The organism is Methanobrevibacter millerae (assembly GCF_001477655.1).
Classification (GTDB): domain Archaea; phylum Methanobacteriota; class Methanobacteria; order Methanobacteriales; family Methanobacteriaceae; genus Methanocatella; species Methanocatella millerae_A.
In genome coordinates this window covers 1288290-1311778 of record NZ_CP011266.1, presented here as the reverse complement: position 1 = coordinate 1311778, position 23489 = coordinate 1288290, and the positions used below count along the sequence as shown (strand labels likewise).

The 23489-nt window shown below is 31.8% G+C and carries 26 protein-coding genes and 2 CRISPR repeat arrays; of the genes, 21 read left to right on the top strand and 5 right to left on the bottom strand.

The features are described 5' to 3' along the window. Genes csm3 through cas1 (SM9_RS05790) form a run of 6 tightly spaced genes read left to right on the top strand, consistent with a single transcriptional unit; the run spans position 1 to position 4799 of the window. Positions 1-762, top strand: a complete 762-nt coding sequence (gene csm3, locus SM9_RS05815) for a type III-A CRISPR-associated RAMP protein Csm3 (protein WP_058739241.1) — start codon at positions 1-3, stop codon at positions 760-762. Between the two features lie 15 nt (positions 763-777). Beyond that, the gene (csm4, locus tag SM9_RS05810; RefSeq protein WP_058739240.1) at positions 778-1713 is read left to right on the top strand and encodes a type III-A CRISPR-associated RAMP protein Csm4; all 936 of its coding nucleotides are present in this window, start codon (positions 778-780) and stop codon (positions 1711-1713) included. Continuing rightward, the gene (gene csm5 / locus SM9_RS05805) at positions 1714-2865 is read left to right on the top strand and encodes a type III-A CRISPR-associated RAMP protein Csm5 (protein ID WP_058739239.1); all 1152 of its coding nucleotides are present in this window, start codon (positions 1714-1716) and stop codon (positions 2863-2865) included. It begins immediately after the preceding gene. Continuing rightward, positions 2855-3517, top strand: a complete 663-nt coding sequence (locus SM9_RS05800; protein ID WP_058739238.1) for a CRISPR-associated endonuclease Cas6 — start codon at positions 2855-2857, stop codon at positions 3515-3517. The genes csm5 and SM9_RS05800 overlap by 11 nt, the downstream gene beginning before the upstream one ends. Further along, positions 3517-3798, top strand: a complete 282-nt coding sequence (gene cas2 / locus SM9_RS05795) for a CRISPR-associated endonuclease Cas2 (protein ID WP_058739237.1) — start codon at positions 3517-3519, stop codon at positions 3796-3798. Before SM9_RS05800 ends, cas2 begins: the two co-directional genes overlap by 1 nt. Further along, positions 3795-4799, top strand: a complete 1005-nt coding sequence (gene cas1, locus SM9_RS05790; protein ID WP_058739236.1) for a CRISPR-associated endonuclease Cas1 — start codon at positions 3795-3797, stop codon at positions 4797-4799. The genes cas2 and cas1 (SM9_RS05790) overlap by 4 nt, the downstream gene beginning before the upstream one ends. A 309-nt stretch (positions 4800-5108) precedes the next feature. Beyond that, positions 5109-5948: direct repeats of the CRISPR family, unit length 37 nt; unit sequence ATTGCAAAGATTATTCTATTAAAACAAGGATTGTGAC. Positions 5949-6052: 104 nt separating this feature from the next. Here the strand turns inward: cas1 (SM9_RS05790) and SM9_RS11970 are convergent. Further along, positions 6053-6214: a hypothetical protein gene (locus SM9_RS11970; RefSeq protein WP_157064674.1), complete on the bottom strand. Its 162-nt coding sequence runs from the start codon at positions 6212-6214 to the stop codon at positions 6053-6055. Positions 6215-6404: 190 nt separating this feature from the next. Here SM9_RS11970 and cas1 (SM9_RS05780) point away from each other — a divergent pair, with 190 nt between their 5' ends. Continuing rightward, a complete protein-coding gene (cas1, locus tag SM9_RS05780; RefSeq protein ID WP_083495848.1) occupies positions 6405-6833 on the top strand; it encodes a CRISPR-associated endonuclease Cas1 in 429 nt (142 codons plus the stop codon). Positions 6834-7224: 391 nt separating this feature from the next. Next, a CRISPR array of direct repeats spans positions 7225-7701; the repeat unit is 37 nt; unit sequence ATTGCAAAGATTATTCTATTAAAACAAGGATTGTGAC. Positions 7702-7795: 94 nt separating this feature from the next. Here the strand turns inward: cas1 (SM9_RS05780) and SM9_RS12360 are convergent. Continuing rightward, the gene (locus SM9_RS12360; RefSeq protein WP_232299094.1) at positions 7796-8029 is read right to left on the bottom strand and encodes a hypothetical protein; all 234 of its coding nucleotides are present in this window, start codon (positions 8027-8029) and stop codon (positions 7796-7798) included. Continuing rightward, entirely contained in the window at positions 7972-8178 is a 207-nt protein-coding gene (locus tag SM9_RS12355) for an HIRAN domain-containing protein (protein WP_232299093.1), read from the bottom strand. Before SM9_RS12355 ends, SM9_RS12360 begins: the two co-directional genes overlap by 58 nt. An 83-nt stretch (positions 8179-8261) precedes the next feature. Here SM9_RS12355 and SM9_RS05770 point away from each other — a divergent pair, with 83 nt between their 5' ends. From SM9_RS05770 to SM9_RS05745, 6 genes are all read left to right on the top strand, one after another. After that, positions 8262-9707, top strand: a complete 1446-nt coding sequence (locus SM9_RS05770; protein WP_058739234.1) for an MrcB family domain-containing protein — start codon at positions 8262-8264, stop codon at positions 9705-9707. Between the two features lie 27 nt (positions 9708-9734). Beyond that, a complete protein-coding gene (locus tag SM9_RS05765; protein ID WP_058739233.1) occupies positions 9735-10895 on the top strand; it encodes a carboxypeptidase-like regulatory domain-containing protein in 1161 nt (386 codons plus the stop codon). 4 nt (positions 10896-10899) lie between these two features. Continuing rightward, entirely contained in the window at positions 10900-11304 is a 405-nt protein-coding gene (locus SM9_RS05760) for a hypothetical protein (RefSeq protein WP_058739232.1), read from the top strand. A 66-nt stretch (positions 11305-11370) separates the two neighbouring features. Continuing rightward, positions 11371-12132 carry an SWIM zinc finger family protein gene (locus tag SM9_RS05755; protein WP_058739231.1) on the top strand — a complete coding sequence of 254 codons (762 nt, stop codon included), beginning with the start codon at positions 11371-11373 and terminating at the stop codon, positions 12130-12132. A 110-nt stretch (positions 12133-12242) separates the two neighbouring features. Next, on the top strand, positions 12243-12599 hold the full coding sequence (locus SM9_RS05750; RefSeq protein ID WP_058739230.1) for a PsbP-related protein: 357 nt from the start codon (positions 12243-12245) through the stop codon (positions 12597-12599). A gap of 105 nt (positions 12600-12704) precedes the next feature. Continuing rightward, positions 12705-13070, top strand: coding sequence for a hypothetical protein (locus tag SM9_RS05745; RefSeq protein ID WP_058739229.1), 366 nt, complete (start codon positions 12705-12707; stop codon positions 13068-13070). Between the two features lie 455 nt (positions 13071-13525). On the opposite strand, the gene ltrA is transcribed toward SM9_RS05745, so the two are convergent. After that, the gene (gene ltrA / locus SM9_RS05740; protein ID WP_058738564.1) at positions 13526-15019 is read right to left on the bottom strand and encodes a group II intron reverse transcriptase/maturase; all 1494 of its coding nucleotides are present in this window, start codon (positions 15017-15019) and stop codon (positions 13526-13528) included. 823 nt (positions 15020-15842) lie between these two features. On the opposite strand from ltrA, the gene SM9_RS05735 reads away from it, so the two are divergent. The 5 genes from SM9_RS05735 (at position 15843) to SM9_RS05715 (ending at position 20232) form a co-directional block, all read left to right on the top strand. Further along, a complete protein-coding gene (locus tag SM9_RS05735; RefSeq protein ID WP_058739228.1) occupies positions 15843-16988 on the top strand; it encodes an RNA-guided endonuclease InsQ/TnpB family protein in 1146 nt (381 codons plus the stop codon). Positions 16989-17101: 113 nt separating this feature from the next. Further along, positions 17102-17362 carry a helix-turn-helix domain-containing protein gene (locus SM9_RS05730; protein WP_232299092.1) on the top strand — a complete coding sequence of 87 codons (261 nt, stop codon included), beginning with the start codon at positions 17102-17104 and terminating at the stop codon, positions 17360-17362. Positions 17363-17408: 46 nt separating this feature from the next. After that, the gene (locus SM9_RS05725; protein WP_058739226.1) at positions 17409-17612 is read left to right on the top strand and encodes a tetratricopeptide repeat protein; all 204 of its coding nucleotides are present in this window, start codon (positions 17409-17411) and stop codon (positions 17610-17612) included. A gap of 570 nt (positions 17613-18182) precedes the next feature. After that, entirely contained in the window at positions 18183-18599 is a 417-nt protein-coding gene (locus SM9_RS05720) for a hypothetical protein (protein ID WP_058739225.1), read from the top strand. Between the two features lie 34 nt (positions 18600-18633). Next, on the top strand, positions 18634-20232 hold the full coding sequence (locus SM9_RS05715; RefSeq protein WP_058739224.1) for an MrcB family domain-containing protein: 1599 nt from the start codon (positions 18634-18636) through the stop codon (positions 20230-20232). 118 nt (positions 20233-20350) lie between these two features. Here SM9_RS05715 and SM9_RS05710 read toward each other — a convergent pair whose 3' ends face one another. Next, positions 20351-21724, bottom strand: coding sequence for a glutamate synthase-related protein (locus SM9_RS05710; RefSeq protein ID WP_083495847.1), 1374 nt, complete (start codon positions 21722-21724; stop codon positions 20351-20353). Between the two features lie 89 nt (positions 21725-21813). Here SM9_RS05710 and SM9_RS05705 point away from each other — a divergent pair, with 89 nt between their 5' ends. The 3 genes from SM9_RS05705 to SM9_RS05695 are packed head-to-tail and all read left to right on the top strand — an operon-like array spanning position 21814 to position 23381. Beyond that, positions 21814-22272 carry a zinc-ribbon domain-containing protein gene (locus tag SM9_RS05705; RefSeq protein WP_058739222.1) on the top strand — a complete coding sequence of 153 codons (459 nt, stop codon included), beginning with the start codon at positions 21814-21816 and terminating at the stop codon, positions 22270-22272. 5 nt (positions 22273-22277) lie between these two features. Continuing rightward, the gene (locus SM9_RS05700; RefSeq protein WP_058739221.1) at positions 22278-22694 is read left to right on the top strand and encodes a hypothetical protein; all 417 of its coding nucleotides are present in this window, start codon (positions 22278-22280) and stop codon (positions 22692-22694) included. Between the two features lie 33 nt (positions 22695-22727). Then, on the top strand, positions 22728-23381 hold the full coding sequence (locus SM9_RS05695) for a hypothetical protein (protein WP_058739220.1): 654 nt from the start codon (positions 22728-22730) through the stop codon (positions 23379-23381). Positions 23382-23489: the final 108 nt, after the last annotated feature.

Sequence of the window (23489 nt, the reverse complement as noted above, 5' to 3'; positions counted from 1 at the left end):
ATGTTTAGAAAAAATATTATAATTAAAGGGATAATTACTTGTGAAACGGGTCTTCATATAGGTGATTCTAGTGATACAGTAGAAATTGGGGGAAGTGATAGTCCTATTGTTAGAGACAGTATTACTGGTTTTCCATATATTCCAGGTTCTTCAATTAAAGGAAAACTACGTTCACTCTTTGAATTAAGTGATCCAGAATCTTGTCAAAGCATTATCAACAATGCTAAAGAAGACAATGATGTTATCGTTTCAACTTGTATTGATTGTGATGCAGTAAAATTATTTGGAACCACTCCTGAAAATATTAAAGATGAATCATCCAGAATAAATTTTAAAACAAGATTATTAGTTCGTGATGCACACCCAACGGATGATACTATTGAAATGTGGAAAGACAATGATCAACTGTTGAAAGGTGTTGAATTAAAATGGGAAAATACTATTAATAGAATTACATCAAAAGCAGTCCCTAGAAATATTGAAAGAGTACCTAAAGGGTCTGAATTTAATTTTGAAATAATTATTTCGGTATATGATGAAGATGAGGATGTAAATAGAATAATTAAAAAACTTTTATTATCAATGTATCTTCTTCAAAATGATTATTTGGGAGGTTCTGGAAGTAGAGGTTCTGGTCAAATTTCATTTAATCATATTTATATTACTGAAAGAGATAGGTCATTTTACTTAACTGGTGAAGAAAAAGATCCATTATTTAAAGATGTGTCATTTGAAACTTTAAACATTGATTTACTTTTATAATTGAGGGATAAAATAATGTTAGTTTATATCAAACCATTATCAACTTTTCCTAAATTACATTCTGATAGATTGTTTGGTGCAATCTTATCGGCTATTAGTGAAATTTATGATGAAGAGTTTTTAAAAGAATTAATTGATAAATTTAATGAAAATCCTCCATTTTTGTTTTCATCAGCTTTTCCATGTGTCGAAACAAATGCGGGTATTAAACGATTTTTTCCTAAAATTATTCTGAACAGTGAACTAAAATCTTTCAATACAGATTTTTTAAAAAAATTTAAAAAAGTTGAATATTTGGAAGAAAGCATATTTTTCAGTTGCATTAATGGTGAAATTACAGAGTCAGATATATTAAATAATTATTCGGATTATGTTCAAATGGATGATAAATTCTTAATGCCTAAGGAATCATATGAAATATTTAAAGTTAAAAATACAATTAGACCAAATAATGCTGTTCATAGATTAAACAACAAAACAGATATATTTTATAGTGAAGGATTAAGATATAGTGAAAATATGGAATTGTTCTTTTTTATAGAATTTTTCGAAGATAACTATAAAAAAGTTGTTGAATCAGCATTAAGATTCCTTAAAGACCGTGGTTTTGGTAGTAATATATCAACAGGAAGTGGTCATTTTGATTATAGAATTGAAGATTTAAACATTTCTGATTTAAATATTTGTAAAAAAGGAAACCGTTTTTTAACACTTTCCAGATTTATTCCTGAAATTGATGAAATAAAAAACATTGACAATGAATCATGTTATGAATTGGGATTTAAAAGAAGCAGGGATAAAAATGGTGAAGTAAGAAAACAAGTTAGATTTTTTATGGAGGGCTCCACTTTTAATAATTATAATGAAATTTATGGTTCATTTGTTCCAGTAGGAACAAAGGCATTTGAATATGGTTATGCTTTTCCATTAAAATATAAACAAGGTGATTGAATGAAGATTTCTGAAAAATATAATTTTAATATACGAACAATCACGCCTGTCCATATAGGTTCTGGGGAAGAATATTTAGTTTCAGAACTTATTAAAGTAAAAAGTAAATATAATAGAATAAATTTATTAAAATATTTCAAATCATTAGACAATGAAGAGAAACAAAATAAATTCATTGAAGATTTATGTGAGAACAAAGCAGTTTTTGATAAAGTTAGAGAAGATTGTATTAGATATAGTTTTACTCTTAATGGTTCTGATGATTTTAACGAAGACAATAAGATTAATGAAAATATTAAGGTTTTCAATGAATCATATATTCCTGGTTCATCTATTAAAGGTGCAATTAGAACTGCATTACTTTATAAATATTTTAATGATGCAGACATTAATAAAGTAGTTGTAAATGGTGAAATAAATAAGTCTCTTGTCAATTCATATTTCCAATTGGATGATGATGCAAAAAAGGATATTTTAAAGTTTTTAAAAATTTCTGATTCAAGCACTACTGAAAATTTAAAAGTATATAAAGCTTCAAGAGCTAGACCAAGATATTCATTAGACAAGAAAAAAAATTCAAAAGATAAATCTGGACCTAAACCTAACTTTAAAAAAGGAATTCCTATTTATTTAGAATCCATTTCTTTAACAAAAGATTTATTGTCTTTTTCAATTACAATGAATTATGATGAAAAAACTTATGATTTATTAAATTTTGATGATAAAAAAATTGAAATGTTGAAAATGGATAAGATACTCAAAGCAATTCATGATTTTTCCAATGATTTAATTGAGCATGAAATTAAATTTTGTGAAAAATATAATCTTCCTAAATTAAAGAAATTTTATGGAAATTTAAAAAATAAAAATGATGAAAAATCACCGGTTTTAAAAATAGGATATGGATCAGGATTATTAGCTACATCTTTGGCTTTAAAGGTTAAAAATTCTAATAGTAATTTGTATAATGATATTAAAAAAATTATTTTAGAGGATTTGGAAAAAGAGAATAATAAATCAGATGAGAAAAAAGATAAAAAAATATCAAAAGATGATTTTCCTATTTCCAGAATAATAATTGATAAAAATAAGAATGAAGACATATCTATGGGTTGGATAAAATTAGAATTATGTGATGATGATGAGGTATAATGTTGTAAATATTGTATTTGATGTTAATGAAGATATGTCGGTGGATGCTTCAAAAGTAAGAGGTTTTGTTGGAAATAAATTTAGTGAATATGGTCTTTTACATAATCATTATAATAATGATAAGTTTTTATTTACCTATCCGTTAGTTCAATATAAAATAATTGATAATAACATCCATATTTTAGGTATTGGGAAAGGAGCCAACATTCTTAAAAAAATTTCATCAGAAATTGATTATTTTGATTTAGACAAAAGATATTATGTTAAAGAAAAGATAATATTTGAAAGAAAAGCAGATATTAAACCTAGTTCTGAGGAAATGCATTATAAATTTGTTACACCATGGCTGGGATTGAATACTAAAAATTATCCAAAATATATGGCTTTAAAGACATGGAAAGAAAAAAAAGAATTAATTAATAAAATATTGGTGGGAAACTTATTGTCAATGTCAAAAGGATTGGGGATAATTGTAAATAAGAAATTATATGCAAAAACTCATTTTGAACCTAAACTGGTTCAATACAAATCTGTATATATGACTGCTTTTATGGGTGAATTCAAGATACATTATGATATCCCAGATTACTTCGGACTTGGAAAGGGAGTATCTCAGGGTTTTGGATGTGTAAAAAAAATCATTGATGATTAATGTTGACAATAGTAACCTATGATATATCTGACAATACGACAAGAAGTTATTTTATTAAAAAACTTCAGTCATATGGATTATATAGAATTCAAAAGTCCGTTTTTGCAGGAAATCTATCACCGAAAGACAGACTAGATTTGGCTGAAGAAACAGCATCATTTTTATCATCAGATAAAGACAGTATCATAATATTTCCACTTTGTAAAAGCTGCAAAGAATCCATTTTATATGATGGTGAGGTTTATATTCCAGAAAGTGATTTGAAGTATAGATTTTTATGAGGCTAATAATTGACGGATTTGGAAAATCAATAACCAAAAGAGACAATCAGATTGTAATTCGTGAAAATGGGGATGAACTTGATTATTTTCTTCCAAAAGACCTAAACCAAATTATCATCAATGGAAAAGGTGCAATCACATTTGATGCAATAGAATTATTGTCTGATAATGATGTTGATGTAATAGCTATTGACTGGAGAGGAAATATAAAGTACCGTTTATCTTCAATGGAACATAATAATGTTGAAATACGAAAACAGCAATATTATGCCTTAAATGATGAAAGAAGTGGTTATTTAGCTAAAAAATTCATCGAATCAAAAATTAAAAATCAAAGGTCAACTCTAAGTACTTTATCAAAATCTCGTGGTGGAGTTGATTTTATTATTAAACAAAGAAAAAAATTAAATAATCTTTTAAAAGCATTAGATAACATTCAAAGCAAACCTTCTGAAAAAATCAGACAGGACATATTTGGCATTGAAGGAATGGCATCACATGAATATTGGATTGGATTTAGATATTTAATTGATGAAGAGTATAATTTTTTAAAAAGAAGTGGTCGTGGTGCATTTGATCCTGTTAATGCAATGTTAAACTATTCTTATGCAATTCTTGCAAGTGAAGTTTTAAAATCTCTTCATATATCGGGTCTTAATCCGTATGCAGGTTTTTTACACTCAGACAGATATGCTAGAAAAAGTTTGGTTTTTGATTTGATGGAAGAGTTTAGACAGCAAGTTGTTGATAAATCAGTTCTTAAACTAATTAATAAAAATCAGATTGAAAAAGATGATTTTGAACTTAAAGAAGGTAAGATTTATATTCATGAATCATGTAGAAAATTACTCATCAAAACAATACTAGATAAACTCAATAATAAAATAACTTTTAATGGAATTAAAACTACTTATGTAAATTTAATATTTATAGAATCAAAAAATATTGTAGATTATTTATTATATTTAAAGAAATATAAAACATTTTATTTAAGATGGTGAATTTCGCAGATTACCCCATTTTTTTAATTATTCTAATATTTTTTAAAATTACTTGAAAATAATAATTCATTAAAAATTAGATATTTTTAAAATAAATCATTAATATTATTTATTTTTATAAATAACACATTTATATTATTTAAATTTTCTTTATTTGATTTATTTACGAGTATTATAATGCAATAACTATTTATATTATGTGCGCATATCTTTATATATGGTACTTAATATTTTTAATCTGCGAAAAAGTATCATATGTCAAACAAATCTTTGCAAGTTATTGGGTATTTTGAAAGAATTTGACACCCTATTGCAAAGATTATTCTATTAAAACAAGGATTGTGACGGGTACTCATCTTCCCGTCTATTTGGAGAGTATGACATTGCAAAGATTATTCTATTAAAACAAGGATTGTGACGTATATACATCATTAAAAGCCAATTTGCCATCTTCTATTGCAAAGATTATTCTATTAAAACAAGGATTGTGACTTTAGCTCAGGGAAATATCTTTTAAGTTCTTTCATATTGCAAAGATTATTCTATTAAAACAAGGATTGTGACTCATTTATTTCGCAATAATTTACTGGAGCTAATTTATTGCAAAGATTATTCTATTAAAACAAGGATTGTGACATTTTTGCCCTTTCTAACTCTTGAGGGGTTTGAACTATTGCAAAGATTATTCTATTAAAACAAGGATTGTGACATTTTTACTCCTTCCTTGTTTGCAAAGATTTCTATTATTGCAAAGATTATTCTATTAAAACAAGGATTGTGACATCCACATTGGATTAGTTTTGATAATCCAATGTTTTATTGCAAAGATTATTCTATTAAAACAAGGATTGTGACATTATCTCTCCTAAAAAATTAAAAAGAACAGACTCCTATTGCAAAGAGTATTCTATTAAAACAAGGATTGTGACATTATCTCTCCTAAAAAATTAAAAAGAACAGACTCCTATTGCAAAGAGTATTCTATTAAAACAAGGATTGTGACCATTGGAATGCGAAGTCTTGTGGTGCATATTTACCCATTGCAAAGAGTATTCTATTAAAACAAGGATTGTGACGCATTTGGATAGTGTTCTTTTAATGCTGAAAATCTAATTGCAAAGAGTATTCTATTAAAACAAGGATTGCAACTAAAATTTTGTTTTGATTTGGGTTATATGGTCTTAATTACAAAAAATTCCATTAAAACAAGGATTTTATAAAAAAGTAATGGTGGTGACAGTTAAAAATAGTGTTTATTCATCTTCCAGATTAAATTCATCGTTTTCATGTGCTTTAAGCAGTTCTTCTATTTCTTCTTGAGTAAGCACTTTAGCTATTACTGAATCGTTTGCAATAAACTTTACTTCAGCAAAGCTTACATCATCTATTTTATCATATATTCTTCCCGCACTCATTGTGCCTTTTATCACTGTTGTTGTGCTGTTTGCAAGATAAACCTGTTTTTCCGATATAGTTCAGTTCGCATTTTATTGCTTCTGTATCAAAGTTATTGTCAAGTTCTTTTATCAGTTTTATTTTTTAAGGTTTAGTTTATTTATCTAACAAAATAATAAAAATTCACAGATATTTTTTCGAATAGAATGAATAGCATCACATGAATATTGGATTGGATTTAGATATTTAATTGATGAAGAGTATAATTTTTTAAAAAGAAGTGGTCGTGGTGCATTTGATCCTGTTAATGCAATGTTGAATTATTCATATGCTATTCTTGCAAGTGAAGTTTTAAAATCACTTCATACATCAGGTCTTGATCCATATGCAGGTTTTTTACACTCAGACAGGTATGCAAGAAAAAGTCTGGTATTTGATTTGATGGAAGAGTTCAGACAGCAAGTGGTTGATAAATCAGTTCTTAAACTAATTAATAAAAATCAGATTGAAAAAGATGATTTTGAACTTAAAGAAGGTAAGATTTATATTCATGAATCATGCAGAAAATTACTCATCAAAACAATACTTGATAAACTCAATAATGAAATAACTTTAATGGAATTAAAACTACTTATGTAGATTTAATATCTATTGAATCAAAAAATATTGTAGATTATTTATTATATTTAAAGGAATATAAAACATTTTATTTAAGATGGTGAATTTCGCAAATCACCTAATTTTTTTAATTTTTCTAATATTTTTTAAAATTTGTTAAAATAATTATTCATTTTAAAATTGGATATTTTTAAAATAAATCGATAATACTATTTATTTTTATAAATAAGATTTTTATTTTATTTAAATTTTCTTTTTTTGATTTATTTGGTGTTATTAGAATGCAATAATTATTTATATCATGTGCGCATATCTTTATATATGGTACTTAATATTTTTAATCTGCGAAAAAGTACCCTATGTCAAACAATTCTTTGCAAGTTATTGGGTATTTTGAAAGAATTTGACACCCTATTGCAAAGAGTATTCTATTAAAACAAGGATTGTGACTCTTTTCCGGGTTCCTCAGCTGAATATGCGAAGTCCCATTGCAAAGATTATTCTATTAAAACAAGGATTGTGACCTCCATCTGGATTTCTTTTCCATGCAGCTTTTAATTCATTGCAAAGATTATTCTATTAAAACAAGGATTGTGACTCATACAATTGTGTTGCATCCATTGGAGTTTCATTATTGCAAAGATTATTCTATTAAAACAAGGATTGTGACATATAACTTCATCGATTAAATCGATATATTCATCATATTGCAAAGATTATTCTATTAAAACAAGGATTGTGACTCATTCATGTTGTTTATTTCCAGTTCTAATCCTTTGATTGCAAAGATTATTCTATTAAAACAAGGATTGTGACTTCACCAAAAGCACCATATCTTCTATCGGATATGAAATTGCAAAGATTATTCTATTAAAATAAGGATTGTAAAGTTTTATCTATTTAGATTACTATGATTTCAAATGTATTCTACTAAAAAAAGATCATATAAAAAAAGTAATGGTGGTGACAGTTAAAAATGGTGTTTATTCATCATCCAGATTAAAGAATTCATCATTTTCATGTGCTTTAAGCAGTTCTTCGATTTCTTCTTGAGTAAGTACTTTAGCTATTACTGAATCGTTTGCAATAAACTTTACTTCAGCAAAACTTACATCAGCTATTTTATCATATATTCTTCCTGCACTCATTGTTCCTTTTATTACAGTTGTTGTGCTGTTTGCAAGATAACCTGTTTTTCCGAATAGTTCAGTTCGCATTTTATTGCTTCTGTATCAAAGTCATTGTCAGGTTCCTTTATCAGTTTTACTATTGATCCGAGTTTGAATACTTGGTTTCCTTTATAGTTTTTTAGTCCTACTACTGTTGCAAATAAATCCTGTGTAACAATTTCACTCATCATTATCACATTATTTATATTTTGTGTTTATAATGTTATTATATTTTTCTAAATACTTTTATTAACTCCTCAATTCAAATATTTAAATAGCTATGTTGGATATTTATTTTAAAGAAATTCTGGATAATTTTGAAAAAGAAAAGACTAAACCTTTTAAAAACAATGATTTAGTTAATAAAATCAGAAATGATTTGCCTAAAGAAATTATGAAATTTTTAAATGATAATTTCACAGTAAAAGGAGCTTGCGGTGTTAATTCATGGCCAAACACTCCATGGATTACCATTATCCATAATTCTTTTGATTCTTCACAGGAAGCACTAATTCTTCAGTATAATTTTGATACTGAAAAATCCATTTTATCATTATCTGTTATTTTAAGACTGAAAGATATGAATGAATATGTCTCACTTAAAAATTTTTTAACAGATTCGCTAAATGACACTAATTTAAATGATTTTTGCATTGATAAAAATAACAGTTCCAACAAAATAATATCTAAAAATTATAGTTATAATCAAATAAATGATATTGAACTGAAAAGCGATTTGGATTTTATCATTCCAGTCTACATGAAACTGTCCAGTTTACTTAATTCATCAATAAAAGAAGAATCAGCAAAAAGTCAAACTCACACATCCAAAAAAGAAATCAGAGATATTCACATTAATTACATAAAAGAAATCAGTTATCCCAATGACATAACAAATCCCAAAGAATTTTTTACAGACAAAAACATAGAAAAAATTATAAAATGCAATGTTTCAATTACCGATTATAAAGAAATCCTCTTTAAAATCATAAATAACTCAAAATATAACTTAAACAACATTTTAAATGAATATGATTTAAATTTTAACAAACTAAAAACAAGAGATAAAGTTTTGATTTATGCAAAATCATTTACAGATACAGAATATAAATCAGTCGGAAGACTTCTCGGATCATACTCTTTCAACATGATAAGAATAGATGACAGACTTCCTTCCCCATTAATTATCACATCAATCATACATGAGCTGTCCCATTTTCTTTTAGAAAAAATACTAAAGGAAATAATGATGAAAATAATCAGTTCAAACGACACTCCATTAATATCAGCTTATGTAAAAATACTTCTGGAGGACAATGACCTGAACTATCTTTTGGATGAATACTGTGCCCATAGTGTTGAGGGAAGATTTGCACTCTACGGATTTCAGGATTACTCCTCATTTAATTATAAACTCGGCCAGATAGCTGATCTTTATTCAAATGAAGATATTGAATATACATTAATCCTTGCAAATACCTTTGCACAAGACATTAAAAACATCATGGAAGATTTCATTGATGAGGATTTAAGAGAAGACATAAAGGAGGAATTCTTAAAGTTAAAGGAACAGCCCCAATATGAACAGTTGGAGTTGGAAATTGAATCCCGATTGGATGGTGATTATTTTGTTGAAGCAATCGGCATTCTTTTGACTTCAGGCATCAGCGAGTCTTTAAACAATCCTCAAAAACTTGAAAGATACATGTCTAAATATCAAATTTAATATATAATTTAAACACAATATAATATTATGAACAAGAAACTGATTTTAATACTGTTTTGCATTGCTGTTTTTTCAATCAATGCAGTCAGTGCAGGCGAAATAACAAATGAGACAAGTGAAGTGATTGGCGAACCTACAGGTTATGTTCCCTCAATTGATGCTTTTGACGTTACGAAAATTGTCCTGGGTCCTGAAGCCTACGAAGCAACAATGTATGATAATTTTGGAGAACCATTAGTTAACCAGAGAGTTAATCTGGAGGTTAATGGTGTTTTATATTCAAGAGTTACCAACAATGACGGTTTTGTAAGGATGAACATTAATCTGATGCCCGGCCATTATGAGATAAAGGCTTCAAATCCTGCAACCGGTGAGTATAAAATTTCATCAATAGACATTCTGCCGAATATTGTAGACAACCATGATTTGACAAAGTTTTATAAGAATGATTCCCAGTATCGTGCAAGGATTCTGAATTCCAACGGCAATTCAGCAAGTTCCGGTGAAGCGGTGACATTCAACATAAATGGTGTTTTCTATACGCGCTACACTGACAATACCGGTCATGTCAAGCTTAATATTAATCTGAATCCTGGAACATATATCATAACTGCCGAATATAACGGATACAGAACTTCAAATACTGTCACAGTAATTTCTACATTATATGAGTACAGCGAATACCATGAAAATATACCATATGACCCTTATCAGCATAAGATGATTTATCGTGAAGGGGCATTTCGTGTAGTGGCTCTTGACGGTTATGGAAATCCGATTCATGACGGTGCGAAGGTTACTTTCAATATCAACGGTGTTTTCTATGACAGATACACATCTGAAGGTGGAGTTGCCCGTTTAAACATCAATTTAAATCCCGGAGAATATATAATCACCGCTGAATTCAACGGACTGAAGATATCAAAAAGGCTAATTGTAATTCAAAATCCATTGTATTATACAATTAAAGGTCCTATTAATTATGAATTTTCCCATACTGATTGGGTATGGAGTCCACAGCATGATAACTATATAAAAAATATAATGGACATTTATGGAAATTCAGGTATAGAACTTTTAAACATTGGAATATTTGGTGAAAAATATATTGACTATGATTCAAATACTGCCATGGTAACCCGTTATGATGAATCAGGAAATTATATCTCCCAGGAGTATTTAGGCTGATAATATGGATAGGAAACTTGTTTTAGTTATAGTTATAGCAGTCATCGTAATAGCTTTGGGAATTTTTGCTGCCCTATCACTGAATAATGTGAATAAAAATAACGATGCTGCTGTCAATAACACTACTACAGTGGTTTTGAATGTTACAAATGTGACTTCATCAAATGCTACAGAAGATTCTGCCCAGCAGTCCTCTTCTTCGGCCCAGAAATCCTCATCATCCCAATCAGGAAGTAATCCCGCATACAACTCAGAAGATTATGTTAAAAGATGGGACCAGTCTCAGCAAAGCGGCGACAGCTGGGCATACACTCACTCACAGCCTACCAAAAAAGGTGAAGACGGACATTCATATAAGAGAATGTATGACCCGAATACCGGTGAGAGCTATTGGGGATATATGTATTAACATAAGCACCAGGTGAAATCAACAAAGCCATTTATCTAATGGAAAAATCAAAAAAAGGTGATTTAAATGGATTGGGAGTTATATTTCAAAAACATAATACTTGAAAGAGGTTATGATTACTATCAGATGAATGCAGTTGAAATTTTAAACGCATCCAAAAATGCCGTTGAAGCTAATGTCACGGGCCGGGCATCATATGATGTGAGAATTTCGCTCAAGGATGATAATATCACTTCCATGTATTGCAGCTGTCCTTATGAGGATAACTGCAAGCATCTGGCTGCCGTTTTATATTATATGGACAATCATCCGGAAATTTTTTCAAAAGACAATAATATCAGGGATTTGGTTTACAATGTCTCACTGAATGACTTGCAGAACTTTCTAATTGAAGAGTTTGAAAATGACAATGGCCTCCTAAACCGCTTTAGGATATTTGCTGATTTGGATATTGATGAGAATTTTTATATTGAAAAGCTTAAAAATTCCTTTTCAAAGCCTGTCAATATCATCAGATTCACTGAAGAGGATATTCCTTTTTTAATCAAATCCAATCACTTCGATTTGGTTTTGAAGCTGTCAAAATTAATGGTTGATTATCTTGAAGAGATATACAATTATGACTATGATGCATTTTACATTATCCTCCATAAGTTGGATACAATTATGATTGGCCTGTTTAACAAAGGTTATGAAAAGCCTGTACTGGACTTTTTGGCTGATATTATCCTAAACAGTGATAATATTGAAATTTTGGATATGCTTACTGATACATATTCAAGAATTGGTGATGTTGAAAAGCTTTTTGAAGATAATTTAAAAAGTTGATGAAAAATAAATTTGTTGATATCAATTAAACCAGAATTTGGATAATTTCAGGGCTCCCCAGTCATTTTGTTATGTTGACGATTTATTAAAAAAATATGTGGAGGAATAAAATGGATACAAAATATATTCTATTAATATTTACAATTGTTGTATTGGTATGTGTAGTAGTAGGATTAACTATTGGATTGCAGGGAGCAAAAAACGAAAAACCTGTCGTGAATAATACTACAAACAATACTACTGTAATTGTTGAATCCGTCAGTAATGAGACAGTACAAGAATCAGGCAGCAATAATAAAGCATCAGAAAAATCATCTCAATCAGCCAATAAAGAATCTCAATCAGGCATGCCGGAAGAAATGCAAAAAATATATGTGGCAAGAGAAAGAGCGGCACAAGACGGAGTCCCGATGTATGAATATACCCAAAGTCCGGAATTAGTTGAAAAGTATCAGAGTATGGTATAAAAATAATCAAATTTAAAATTTATGTTTATTTAAACACAATTTTTATATCATATTTATAATATAAATTAGTATATATTTCAAGAAGAAAATAATGGGAGTAGTTAAATGGAAAACAAGCAAATTATAATAATTGGTGCAATTATCGTTATTGCAATAGCCATTGTCTGTGCTACTGTGGTTTTTTTAAAGGTTAATGAAACCCCTAAGCCGGTCGAAAACCAGACCAATAACGCATCCAATACATCCAGCAATGTGGCAGTCGAGTCTGTTAACACTGAAACCGTGCAGCCGGAACCGCAGAAAAAGGCTTATGCATATAAAAGCGACGGCACTCCAATGTACAGTTATCAGGAAGTGAGCAATTATATCTATCGCAAATATGGTCCGGGCATGCGCTGGCATATTCAGGATAACGGATACATATCCCTTGACACGCCAGGATATACCAGTGACGGAAGAAGACTGTATTAATATACATGGCATCGAACCAAATGCCTTTAAATGAGGAACAATAATTTCAAATTATTGTTCTCAGCAATTTTTTTATTTTTTACTTATTTTTAATGTTTTATTATCATATTTAGATGCAAAAATCAAATAGCATGTTTTTATCTTTATAATGCAAGAATACCATGACCTCTTTAGGTCGTGGATGAATTGCACTGTTGTGTGTACTATCTTTTTTTAATAACTTTTATCATTTTTATTTCTTTATTTTGTGTTTTTATGGATGTTATTTTTTTTCAGTATACATTTTTTTTATGTTGATTGTAATATTGTTTTGAGTGTGAAAAATTGTTCTGAGTACGTTATTTGTTAGATAGGATTGGACGATTGCTCGTCCGCACCCTCTTAAGAACCGTACGTGTCCGTTTCCAAACATACGGCTCAAGCAGAACTTTATCCGAAAGTTCAGTCATGATATTTCATCGATTCATGAAGTAGTTCTCTTTACTTTTGTCATATGGTGAATTATTGTGTGTTATCATTTTATGTCGCTTAATCTTAGTCCAACTCATTTTAATTAAATGATTCTCTTGTTTAGGACCAGTTAGTACCCATTTTCCACGATGATATCCATCATCGTATTCTGGGAAATATTTTCTTTTAATCCATTTCCAACCTTTATTTTGGTGCAAACGGCGCAAAAACTTATATATTTTGTTCCATATATAGTAATCCATATCAGAAAATATCTTTTTAGCAACAGTAGGTTTCCAATAATTGGCAGTGCCAATTATTAAAGGGTTTAAAGAGTCTATCAGACTGTCCACGTTGTCTCCGTGATGCCATCTGACTCTTTCAGACACTTTAGCTTTAAAATTTTTGATACTATCTTTTGATGGTTTAATCAAACATTTTAAACCTTTATTAGTTTTATATTGTCTGAAATTGAATCCTAGAAAATCAAATCCTTCAGAAATGTGTGTAATTTTAGTTTTATCTTCTGCAAGTACCAATCCTCTCTCGGAAAGGTAGTTTTCAAGAATTTTAGGTACTTTTTCGATGTCTTCTTTAGTTCTTGCGAAAATAACGAAATCATCGGCATATCGAGTAACACGATATTTTCCTTTAGTTTCATAAAATTCTTTGGTTTCACCATTTCGTATTTGAGTTCTCTTCTTGTAAGAGATGTTTAAATAGTCTTCAAGTCCAGTTAAAGCAATATTTGCCAGTAAAGGTGAAAGTAATCCTCCTTGAGGAGTACCACTCGTGGTCCTATTAAACACACCATTATCAACGTATCCTGCTTTTAAGTACCTTTCTACCAGTTTAATCAATGGAAAACCTCTAATTTTACTTAAAATAAACTCGTGAGATAAATTATTGAAGCAATCTTTAAAATCACCTTCAAATACTTCACAAAATTTATTGTTGTGGATAATGTTAAATATTCGTTCTACGGCGTCATGGACTCCTCTTTTCGGCCTAAACCCATAACTGATGGGTTCAAAATTGACCTCCATTTGAGGTTCCAATGCCATGCGAATAATTTCTTGATAAACCCTATCAATAACAGTAGGAATTCCCAAAGGGCGTAATTTACCATTTTTCTTACGAATATAATGTCTATACGCAGGTTTAGGAACATGTTTAGATATATTCCTAGTTTTGAGTTTATCAACTAATTCTCCACGTTGTTTATCAGTTTTGATGACTTTTCCATCGATTCCAGGTGTTCTTTTACCTTTATTAATTTGTGTAACACGTTTAACTGCCATTAAAATGGCAGATGTACTTCTCACCAATATTCTTTGTAAATCTCGTACTTTTCTTGAATCTCCTATGCTTTCGGCATGATATATCCGTTTCTGTAACTTATCTATATACTTCTCGACCTTGTACCAATTGATACAAGACCAATCCGTAGCGTATTGTGCTGTGGACTCATAAACATCATTGTTTTGAGCGTATCTCATCTTATCACTAATCCTTTGAATAAATTACTTATTTTCCGTTTTATATTCACGTTTTCCACCAATCAGAAGTCTGCCATGTTATCCATGCCACACACGAAGGTGTGGTATCCATTATAGTTATTATTCCCACTATTTCCTATTGTCTTTCGACTGTTAATGGCTTTTGCTTTCTCTGATATCCATTACCTCCCAAGGAATTAGGCTTCATTTACAATCCGCTTACTCACAGATAGTTGTGAGATCTTGTGAGGCTTACCAAGTTGATCTACTTCAGAAGCGAATGAATTAAGGTTCAATCTATACTCCGGCAAATTACTGTAAGGTTATGACTAAATAATCACGTAATCATTGATTATTTCTATGAATTTGCTATTCAATAGTAGTTAAATTAAGTTTAACGTTGCATTCTACCTATTGGCTTGATTTACGAAGCTTACAATTGTTCACTTACGTTAACCTTTTTCACTCTTTCCCTAGCACATAAGTACAATGAATGCTTTATACTTATTTATGCATAATATCATGCAACCTCATAATCAATTACTCGATTATGAGTTTCAATGGGGAAAATCCCGTCATAACTGGGATTGAAATAAGATTTCACTGATTTAAATGGGAAATAGACCCTAGCTTGTCGCACGATTACTTTCCAAATGCTCTTGCTCTTTTTTTATATATAACTAATTTACAAAGGATATGTTGTGCAATATTAATTGTAGGTTTAAAAAAAGAGTCAAAAAGATAAAAAAAATTTTCTTTTAGTTTCTTTTTTTTAGATTATAGAATAATCAATAAATGTAAACTGAGAAGAGGACGTGGATTTATGGGTGATTTTATTCGAGGATTGGTTGTTAAACTTCATGTAACTCCCGAACAAGAAGTAGAATTTAAAAAGAACTATGGTTGTACTCGTAAAACATATAATGAACTTTTAAACAAATACAAAGCCAAACATGGTGAGGATTCAACTGAAATTCCAACTCAAAAAGAATTAAATCAATTCTTAAAAGAAACTAAAAAAGAATTACCATACCTGAAGGAAACAGAGTCCACCAGTCTTCAGCAGGCACGTGATGATTTGCATAAAAGTTTTAAAAATTGTCATAAAAGCAAAAGGCATAATCCTCCAGTTTATCATTCTAAAAAGAAAACACGACCTAGCTTCAGACAAACTGTGCGAAAAGATAAAAGACCGGTAGAAAAAAACACATTAACATTAAGAAAACATGGGAAAGTAACATTCAGCACAAGCATAGAATATCTGGATTTACTAAACCACCCATACACTAAATTCAACAGCATAACAGTATACTTTGATGGATTAAATCACTATGCATCATTCAACATAGAAACTAATCCGCCAGAACATCTAGAATTAACTGAAAAATACATTGGATGTGATATTAATTCTAATAAAAATGGATGGTTAGTCACAAGCGAAATGCAGAAGGAATTTTTTGATGTTGATCATGAAAACCAAATGATCAAACACATCAACAAATTAATGTCACAATGCAGAAACATGAGCAGGCGATGGAAAAAACTACAAAAAAGACTACAAAAATGGTACAACAAAAGAACAAACCAATTAAATGACTACATTGAAAAATTAACTTACAATCTAGTCAAAAAATATGATATAATAGTCTTTGAAGAAAACTACTCTACTATCAAGATTTTAATTGGAGGGGAGGAAAACATGATATTTCCTCTATCGCGATTCATAAAAAGATTAAAAGACAAATTCCAACTCTACAAACCCGAAGCAGACGGCGTACAATTCGTAAAACCACACAACACAAGCAGAACATGCCACCACTGCGGACACATAAACAAAGAGTTAAAAGTCAAAACACGCAACTGGAAATGTCCAAAATGCGGAAAAATACTTGATAGGGACACAAACGCAGCAATTAATATTCTAAACCGCTGGTTCAACGGGGATGGCCTGATAAAATACTTAAATTAACCTTATTAAGTGAAAATAATTCAGGAATCCCCATCCTCTATAGGATGGGGTGGTTCAAAAGGCAATCATGTGCAAGAAAAATTTATTAATTTGTATGATAAATATATTGAATGATGAATGACGAAACTTTAAAGATATATGCTTATGTAATTACTTCAACTTATCGAAAGAAAGTTGTAAAATCCTTATCTAAAAGGGATATGATTCCAACCCAAATAGCTTATGATTCAGATATCCTTCCCAATCATGTCTCTAAGGTATTGAGAGAATTAAAAGAAAAAGATGTAGTTGTATGTACCAATGAACAGGACAGGAAAAACAGAAACTATCATCTGACGGATTTGGGAATGGAAATTGCTGAAGAGCTAAAATAATGCTTATTACTATATAAAAGGGAATGATACCATTAGCTTTTTTCCAATGATGGCTGCAAGCATTGCAGCCAATGCAAAAGAAATTGAAAATCAACCCGTCACTCTCAACAACTGTGGTGTTGAATTCGCTCAGGAGGGCAATTTTGAGGATGCCCTTGACTGCTTTTTGGAAGCTCAATGTCTTGCGCCCGATGATCCCTCTATTAGAAAGAACATCCAGATATGCCTTGAAGCCCTGGATGATGATTAACAACACAATCTTTTTTTAAAATGATTAATCATATGCACTCTATGCAATCTGGGATTTTATCTTTATTCACAAATTAGGCAGTCATAACACACCCGTAACAAACTCGTAGCATACTCGTAACACACTCGTGACACACCCGTAACAAACTCGTAGCATACTCGTAACACACTCGTGACACACCCGTAACAAACTTGTAACATACTCTTGATGAACTCTTGACACACCTGTAACAAACTTGTAGCATAGTATTGATGAAGTCTTGACACACTCGAAACAAACTCATAGCATACTCATGACATATTCTTAACAAAGCCATAGCATACTTTTGATGAACTCCAAACACACAACTAACAAAGTTTTAATCAACCCATAATATGATTTTAGCCCATTTAATCAACCGCATTATCCCAAATGAATTTTATATTAATATTATGCTACTTTTAAATCATTTTTTAACATCATTGGCACGAATAACAAACTTATAGCAAATCCTTAACAAATTCCATTTTTTAATCTGAACTCAAAATAAAATACAAACTATTAGTATAAGTTTATATAATAAATATTCACATGGAAAAAGAAATAGCATATTATAAAAAATTAGCCAGAGAAGACCTGATATTATTGTTGATCGAACAGCGTGGATTAAAGCTGGACTATGACTATCAGCATTTCAGGTTTGTTGTTGCAAAGATTGACGCATTGATTGAAAAGTATGAACGTTTAATAGAACTTAGAAAAGATATTCAGGAAGCGTATTTCGCTGCTGATGAATATATCAAAGAACTGAATCTTGAAATCGAATGCGATGCAAATCGGTGGGAAAGGATCCGTTCTGCTGAAAAAAGCGAATGGGAATTTGAGCTCAATCAGCTTCGTGATATAAAAAGCGATATTGAAGGTGCAATCGCTTTGATAGAAAGCGGTGATGCAATGAAAATGCTTGAAGATTATGAGGCAAAACAAACAGGTGAAGATTTCAGATAAAAATATTAAGTTAATTTTGTATATAGTGTAACATATGCTGATTAGTGATTACTTTAAAGATGTTCTGGATAACTATCCTTCACAAAAAAGAAAGGATTTTTTCAAAAGCACTTTCGCACTTGACTTTAGCGAAAAGCTTCCTGTTGAGATTTTTTCTTATATGAACAATGAGGATTTCACCGCGAAGGCTTCATGCGGCAATGGAAACTGGGCTGAATATCCATGGATTGACATCATTAGCAAAAGCTTTGATGATACCCAGGAAGCTCTCATCATGGAGTACCGCTTTGACTGCAGGAATTCAAGAGTCATGCTCTCACTCATTCCACGCTTCAAGCAGTACTCTGATTTAGTTTTTGTAAGAGAAAAGCTGCTAAACATATTGGGCCATGAATATCTTGGCGGGTTTGAAATTGATGAGGACTCCTATTCAATACTGTCCAAATCCTACTCATATGATGAGCTTAACGATTTTCTCATCAACAGCGATTTGGACTATCTCATCACAATATACAATAAGCTGATTCCATACTTCAATGCATTTCTCTCAAGCAGGGAAAATGAGGTGGAATTCAGTGAATATGAAAGAAATCCCCAGGTTGTTGAAGAATTAATATTTTTTGACAAATCTCCATCCTTTAGAGAATTGGATGATTTATCTAAAGAATCTGAAAAATTCATTCATAAGGCCGAAGACTGCGTTTTTCACTCCCAAAGTCTTTCACTGGAGCCTTCGGTTAAAGTCAAAGACATCAAAATTGATTATCCCAGACAAGATAAGTACAATTCAAATCTGAATAATCCAAAAGTCCTTTTCAGCGATGATACAATCGAAGAGATAGTATCTTCATACTTCAATCCTATTGACTATAAGAAGATTATAGACTCCATCAAAACAGACTACAGGTACAATCTTTTAAGTATGATAAAGGAGTATAATCTTGACATCGGCGCCATGGATGCAAAGGACAGGGTATTGCTTCTTTCAAAGTCATTTGCCGAGACTGAATACAAGTCCGTCGGAAGGCTTCTTGGATTATATTCATTTGATAAAATAAAAATTGACGACAGGCTTCCGGATGCGCTGATTATAACATCAATCATCCATGAGCTTTCACATTGCCTGCTTGAGAGAATCCTTAAGGAGGTACTGATGAAGATGCTTGAAACTAACGACACTCCTCTGATTTCCAGTTTCGTGAAGATTCTTCTGGAGGACAATGACCTGAACTATCTTTTGGATGAGTTCTGTGCACATACCGTTGAGGGAAGATTTGCACTTTACGGCTATCAGGACTATTCATCATTCAACTACAAGCTGGATGAGATTTCAGGCAAGTATTCAAAGGATGACATTGACTATGCGCTTATTGTTGCAAACACCTTCGCATATGACATTAAAGACATTCTTGAGGAATATATCGATGATGATTTAAGGGATGAAATCAAAAGGCAATATTCATACATATCAAGCCCTCCGAAATACGAGCCTCTGGATATGGAAATAGAATCCAGATTCACAGACAATGATTTCATTGAGGCAATTAGCATTGTTCTCATTTCAGGATTCGCTGAATCGATAAGCAATCCTCAAAAAGTCAAAAAATATATGGAAATCTATATGCATCAGTGATTTGAAAAACTATATTTTCCAATCATAATTAATTTTAAATTAATTTTTCTTTTATATTTCTTCTATTTTTTATCAAAACATTTAAAATAATGAAGGCCGGATTTAATTAAACCAGCTATCAGACATGTTCAACATTTGTGAAATCTGAAATTTCAGAATTTAGTGTTTTCAGGTCACTTACATTCAGGTCATGGACATCCCTGTGTCCGGTGATTCTTGCAAAGGTCTTAAGCTCTTGTGTCGATACATTCAAAAAGTTTTCAACCCTTTTTGCCGCTTTTTCAATATCAAGTCTTTTTCTGAGATTCGCATCCTGCGTTGCAACGCCTAAAGGGCACTGCCCGCTTTGACATATTCTATACTGCTGACATGCGCCGGCCATAAGTGCCGCAGTTCCTATTGCAACCGCATCAGCTCCCATGGCAAGTGCCTTTGCAAAGTCGGATGATATTCTAAGTCCTCCGGTAATTATCAGGCTCATGTCAGATCCGTTATAGTCAAGAAACCTTCTGGCTCTTGAAAGGGCATAGACTGTCGGAACTGATGTTGCATCCCTTATGATTTTAGGGCTTGCTCCGGTTGAGCCTCCCCGTCCGTCAAGGGTTACAAAATCGGCGCCCGAATATACTGCATGCTCAAGGTCATCCTCTATTCTTCCGGCAGCAAGCTTCAGTCCAATCGGTCTTCCTTTAGATTTTAATCGCAGCTCATCAACTAGATTCTTTAAATCCTCCTTTGTGCTGATTCCGGGAATTGTTGCAGGCGAATGGATGTCCCTGCCTTCGGGAATATTTCTAATTCCTGCAATCTCTTCTGTTACCTTTACTCCTTCAAGCTGTCCTCCAAGGCCGGGCTTTGTTGACTGGCCTATTTTGATTTCAATTGCATCGCATGACTTCAGATTCTCATCGCTTAAGCTGTATCTGTTCGGCACATATTCAAATATGTATCTGTATGCGTTTTCCTTTTCTTCAGCAAGGATTCCTCCCTCTCCGCTGCATTGGGCAGTCTTTACAACAGAAGATGCCTTTGAAAGGGCAATCTTCATTTCCCTTGAAAGGGCTCCAAAGGACATGTGAGTTACATATATCGGTGTTTCAATAACCAGCGGCTTTTTTGCACTCTTTCCTATGACGGTTCTTGTATTGACATCGACATCTCCCTCAAGAGGCTGGGGATTAAGCTGGCATCCCATAATAAGAATATCGTCCCAGCCGGGCATATTCAAATCAGTTCCCATTGCAGATATCACGCTTTTTGCACTCATCGCCATTTCATGAATAAGATCCATTGCCCTTACGTTTTTGTCGGACTTTGCATATTCCATGGGATATGCAAGGTCATCTGTGCTTTCAGGCCTTTCGCTTTTTGCGGCCTCAACGAAGTTTTCTATCTTCTGCCCGCATACCGGACACTTCTCCAGATTCACCAGAAGGGTTCCTGTTGACTCCTCATTGTGGATATGACCACATATCAAACATCTGTATATCATGATTCAACATTGAGGCAATATGCATATAAGGATTTGGTAACTTTTCAGTTCCAAAATCTTTTTTATCTTAAAATATATATTAATTAAATATGTCAAGAAAATGCAGTAATTGTGGTGAGTCAATAGCTGACGATTCTCTTTTCTGCCCTAAATGCGGCAGCTACACAAAGGACAATCAAAAGCCAAGGTCTTTTCCTTTAAAATGGATTGCAATAGCTGGGATAATCATTGTTCTGGCAGTTGTCGCAGGATATGCCATATCAAACCACAATTCTAAAACAGACACCACGCTGGTGATGCTTTCGGATTCAAATCTGGATTCATCAAATCAGTATAGGGTTGCGCTTAAGGATGCAGGCAACAATCCGCTTAAGGACAAGTTCATCGTCGTCGAGTTTGGAAACAATACGTATAAATTGAAAACGGACGGCAATGGTACTGCCAGCATCAACCTGACTCTCAGCGACGGGTCTCATGAAATCAAATCCTATTACAAGGGTGATGATACATACAATGACGCTCACTCATCAGACATTATTGTAAAGTGATTATAATGGAATTTGTATTGAACGGCATCAGATATCAGATATCAGACATGGAGGTTTTCGTTGCATATCTCATCGTCGACAGGTATTTTAAAGACTCAGACTATGACATTCACTTTGATTTTCTGGACGGATATAAAGGGGATTTGACCTTTGAGGATTTAAATGAAGGTGCAGAGCTTATTTCAAACCTGAACGTGAACTTTCTAAATCCAAATTTCATTATAGAAAATCATGCAAACGGCAACTTCAGGATATCCTACCAGTCAATCAGCTTTAGCAATATATATGTGGGCGAGGCGATTGGGGTTCTGATTGCACTTAATTCACTTATCGAATACAGGCCTGCAATAACATTGGATGAAATCAAAATCGAAGTCGACAGATTCATCGAAACCCAAAGGAAAAAGTTCATTAGTCAATGATTATATAATATTATCAAAGGAGAGATTGTTTTTATGCTAGATGATAATTTTACAGAAATATCACCGGACATGATTGAGGAGGTTGAAAAGACCCTTAAATCCGGTTTTTGCGATTATAAGATAAAGGATTCACAGTTCAATGCCAAAACCTTTGAAAAGGGAGAGGACATTGTTCTCATTCAGATTATTGGGGATGAGGAAATAGAGCTCACATTCAGCACCAAATCCGAGGACGGCAAATACTACATATCCTCAGGTTTCGACATCATTTCATCAGATCTTCTTGAGGGAAGAGGATCAAGAGACATTTTCCAGTCAGTAAACATGTACTTTAGAAACGTCATTGCTAATCCGGATAAGGATTTCACCGAAGAAAAGGATTCACTCATCAACTTTTTGGTTTTAAGTGATGAAAAGTATGATAAAAAGGATTTGGAAGTCTCATTGGATGAGGCAAAAATCCGTGATGACTATAAAAAGGACCATGACAGCGTATATTCACAGGAGGATTTGACCGATATCCAGAAATCCCTTGCACTAAAGGAGCTTCTTCATATGTCAATCTGTGAAGTCGTAAATGATTTGGAGCTTTTCTATACAAGGCCGCTTGATTTGTCTCCTGCTGAGGAGCATGAGAAAAACCGTCAGGAAGCAAAGGCTCTTGAAAACGAAATGCAGCTTTACTAGCTGTATACTTTTTTTATTTTTGAATTGCTTTTTTTACTAAGGCATACTTTTTTTATTTTAGCATTACATTTTTTTCTTTAGTGTATACTTTTTTCAGTTATGAATACA

Excerpts from the sequence above, each read along its gene's own strand:
- SM9_RS05760 (WP_058739232.1), top strand. The coding sequence starts at position 10,900 with ATGGATAGGAAACTTGTTTTAGTTATAGTTATAGCAGTCATCGTAATA.
- SM9_RS05735 (WP_058739228.1), top strand. The coding sequence starts at position 15,843 with ATGGGTGATTTTATTCGAGGATTGGTTGTTAAACTTCATGTAACTCCC.
- SM9_RS05700 (WP_058739221.1), top strand. The coding sequence starts at position 22,278 with ATGGAATTTGTATTGAACGGCATCAGATATCAGATATCAGACATGGAG.
- SM9_RS05725 (WP_058739226.1), top strand. The coding sequence starts at position 17,409 with ATGATGGCTGCAAGCATTGCAGCCAATGCAAAAGAAATTGAAAATCAA.
- cas2 (WP_058739237.1), top strand. The coding sequence starts at position 3,517 with ATGTTGACAATAGTAACCTATGATATATCTGACAATACGACAAGAAGT.
- SM9_RS05705 (WP_058739222.1), top strand. The coding sequence starts at position 21,814 with ATGTCAAGAAAATGCAGTAATTGTGGTGAGTCAATAGCTGACGATTCT.
- SM9_RS05720 (WP_058739225.1), top strand. The coding sequence starts at position 18,183 with ATGGAAAAAGAAATAGCATATTATAAAAAATTAGCCAGAGAAGACCTG.
- SM9_RS05770 (WP_058739234.1), top strand. The coding sequence starts at position 8,262 with ATGTTGGATATTTATTTTAAAGAAATTCTGGATAATTTTGAAAAAGAA.
- SM9_RS11970 (WP_157064674.1), bottom strand. The coding sequence starts at position 6,214 with ATGAGTGCGGGAAGAATATATGATAAAATAGATGATGTAAGCTTTGCT.
- SM9_RS05710 (WP_083495847.1), bottom strand. The coding sequence starts at position 21,724 with ATGATATACAGATGTTTGATATGTGGTCATATCCACAATGAGGAGTCA.
- SM9_RS05750 (WP_058739230.1), top strand. The coding sequence starts at position 12,243 with ATGGATACAAAATATATTCTATTAATATTTACAATTGTTGTATTGGTA.
- SM9_RS05800 (WP_058739238.1), top strand. The coding sequence starts at position 2,855 with ATGAGGTATAATGTTGTAAATATTGTATTTGATGTTAATGAAGATATG.
- cas1 (WP_058739236.1), top strand. The coding sequence starts at position 3,795 with ATGAGGCTAATAATTGACGGATTTGGAAAATCAATAACCAAAAGAGAC.
- SM9_RS05695 (WP_058739220.1), top strand. The coding sequence starts at position 22,728 with ATGCTAGATGATAATTTTACAGAAATATCACCGGACATGATTGAGGAG.
- SM9_RS05715 (WP_058739224.1), top strand. The coding sequence starts at position 18,634 with ATGCTGATTAGTGATTACTTTAAAGATGTTCTGGATAACTATCCTTCA.
- csm3 (WP_058739241.1), top strand. The coding sequence starts at position 1 with ATGTTTAGAAAAAATATTATAATTAAAGGGATAATTACTTGTGAAACG.
- SM9_RS05745 (WP_058739229.1), top strand. The coding sequence starts at position 12,705 with ATGGAAAACAAGCAAATTATAATAATTGGTGCAATTATCGTTATTGCA.
- ltrA (WP_058738564.1), bottom strand. The coding sequence starts at position 15,019 with ATGAGATACGCTCAAAACAATGATGTTTATGAGTCCACAGCACAATAC.
- SM9_RS12360 (WP_232299094.1), bottom strand. The coding sequence starts at position 8,029 with ATGCGAACTGAACTATTCGGAAAAACAGGTTATCTTGCAAACAGCACA.
- SM9_RS05765 (WP_058739233.1), top strand. The coding sequence starts at position 9,735 with ATGAACAAGAAACTGATTTTAATACTGTTTTGCATTGCTGTTTTTTCA.
- SM9_RS05730 (WP_232299092.1), top strand. The coding sequence starts at position 17,102 with ATGAATGACGAAACTTTAAAGATATATGCTTATGTAATTACTTCAACT.
- csm5 (WP_058739239.1), top strand. The coding sequence starts at position 1,714 with ATGAAGATTTCTGAAAAATATAATTTTAATATACGAACAATCACGCCT.
- SM9_RS05755 (WP_058739231.1), top strand. The coding sequence starts at position 11,371 with ATGGATTGGGAGTTATATTTCAAAAACATAATACTTGAAAGAGGTTAT.
- csm4 (WP_058739240.1), top strand. The coding sequence starts at position 778 with ATGTTAGTTTATATCAAACCATTATCAACTTTTCCTAAATTACATTCT.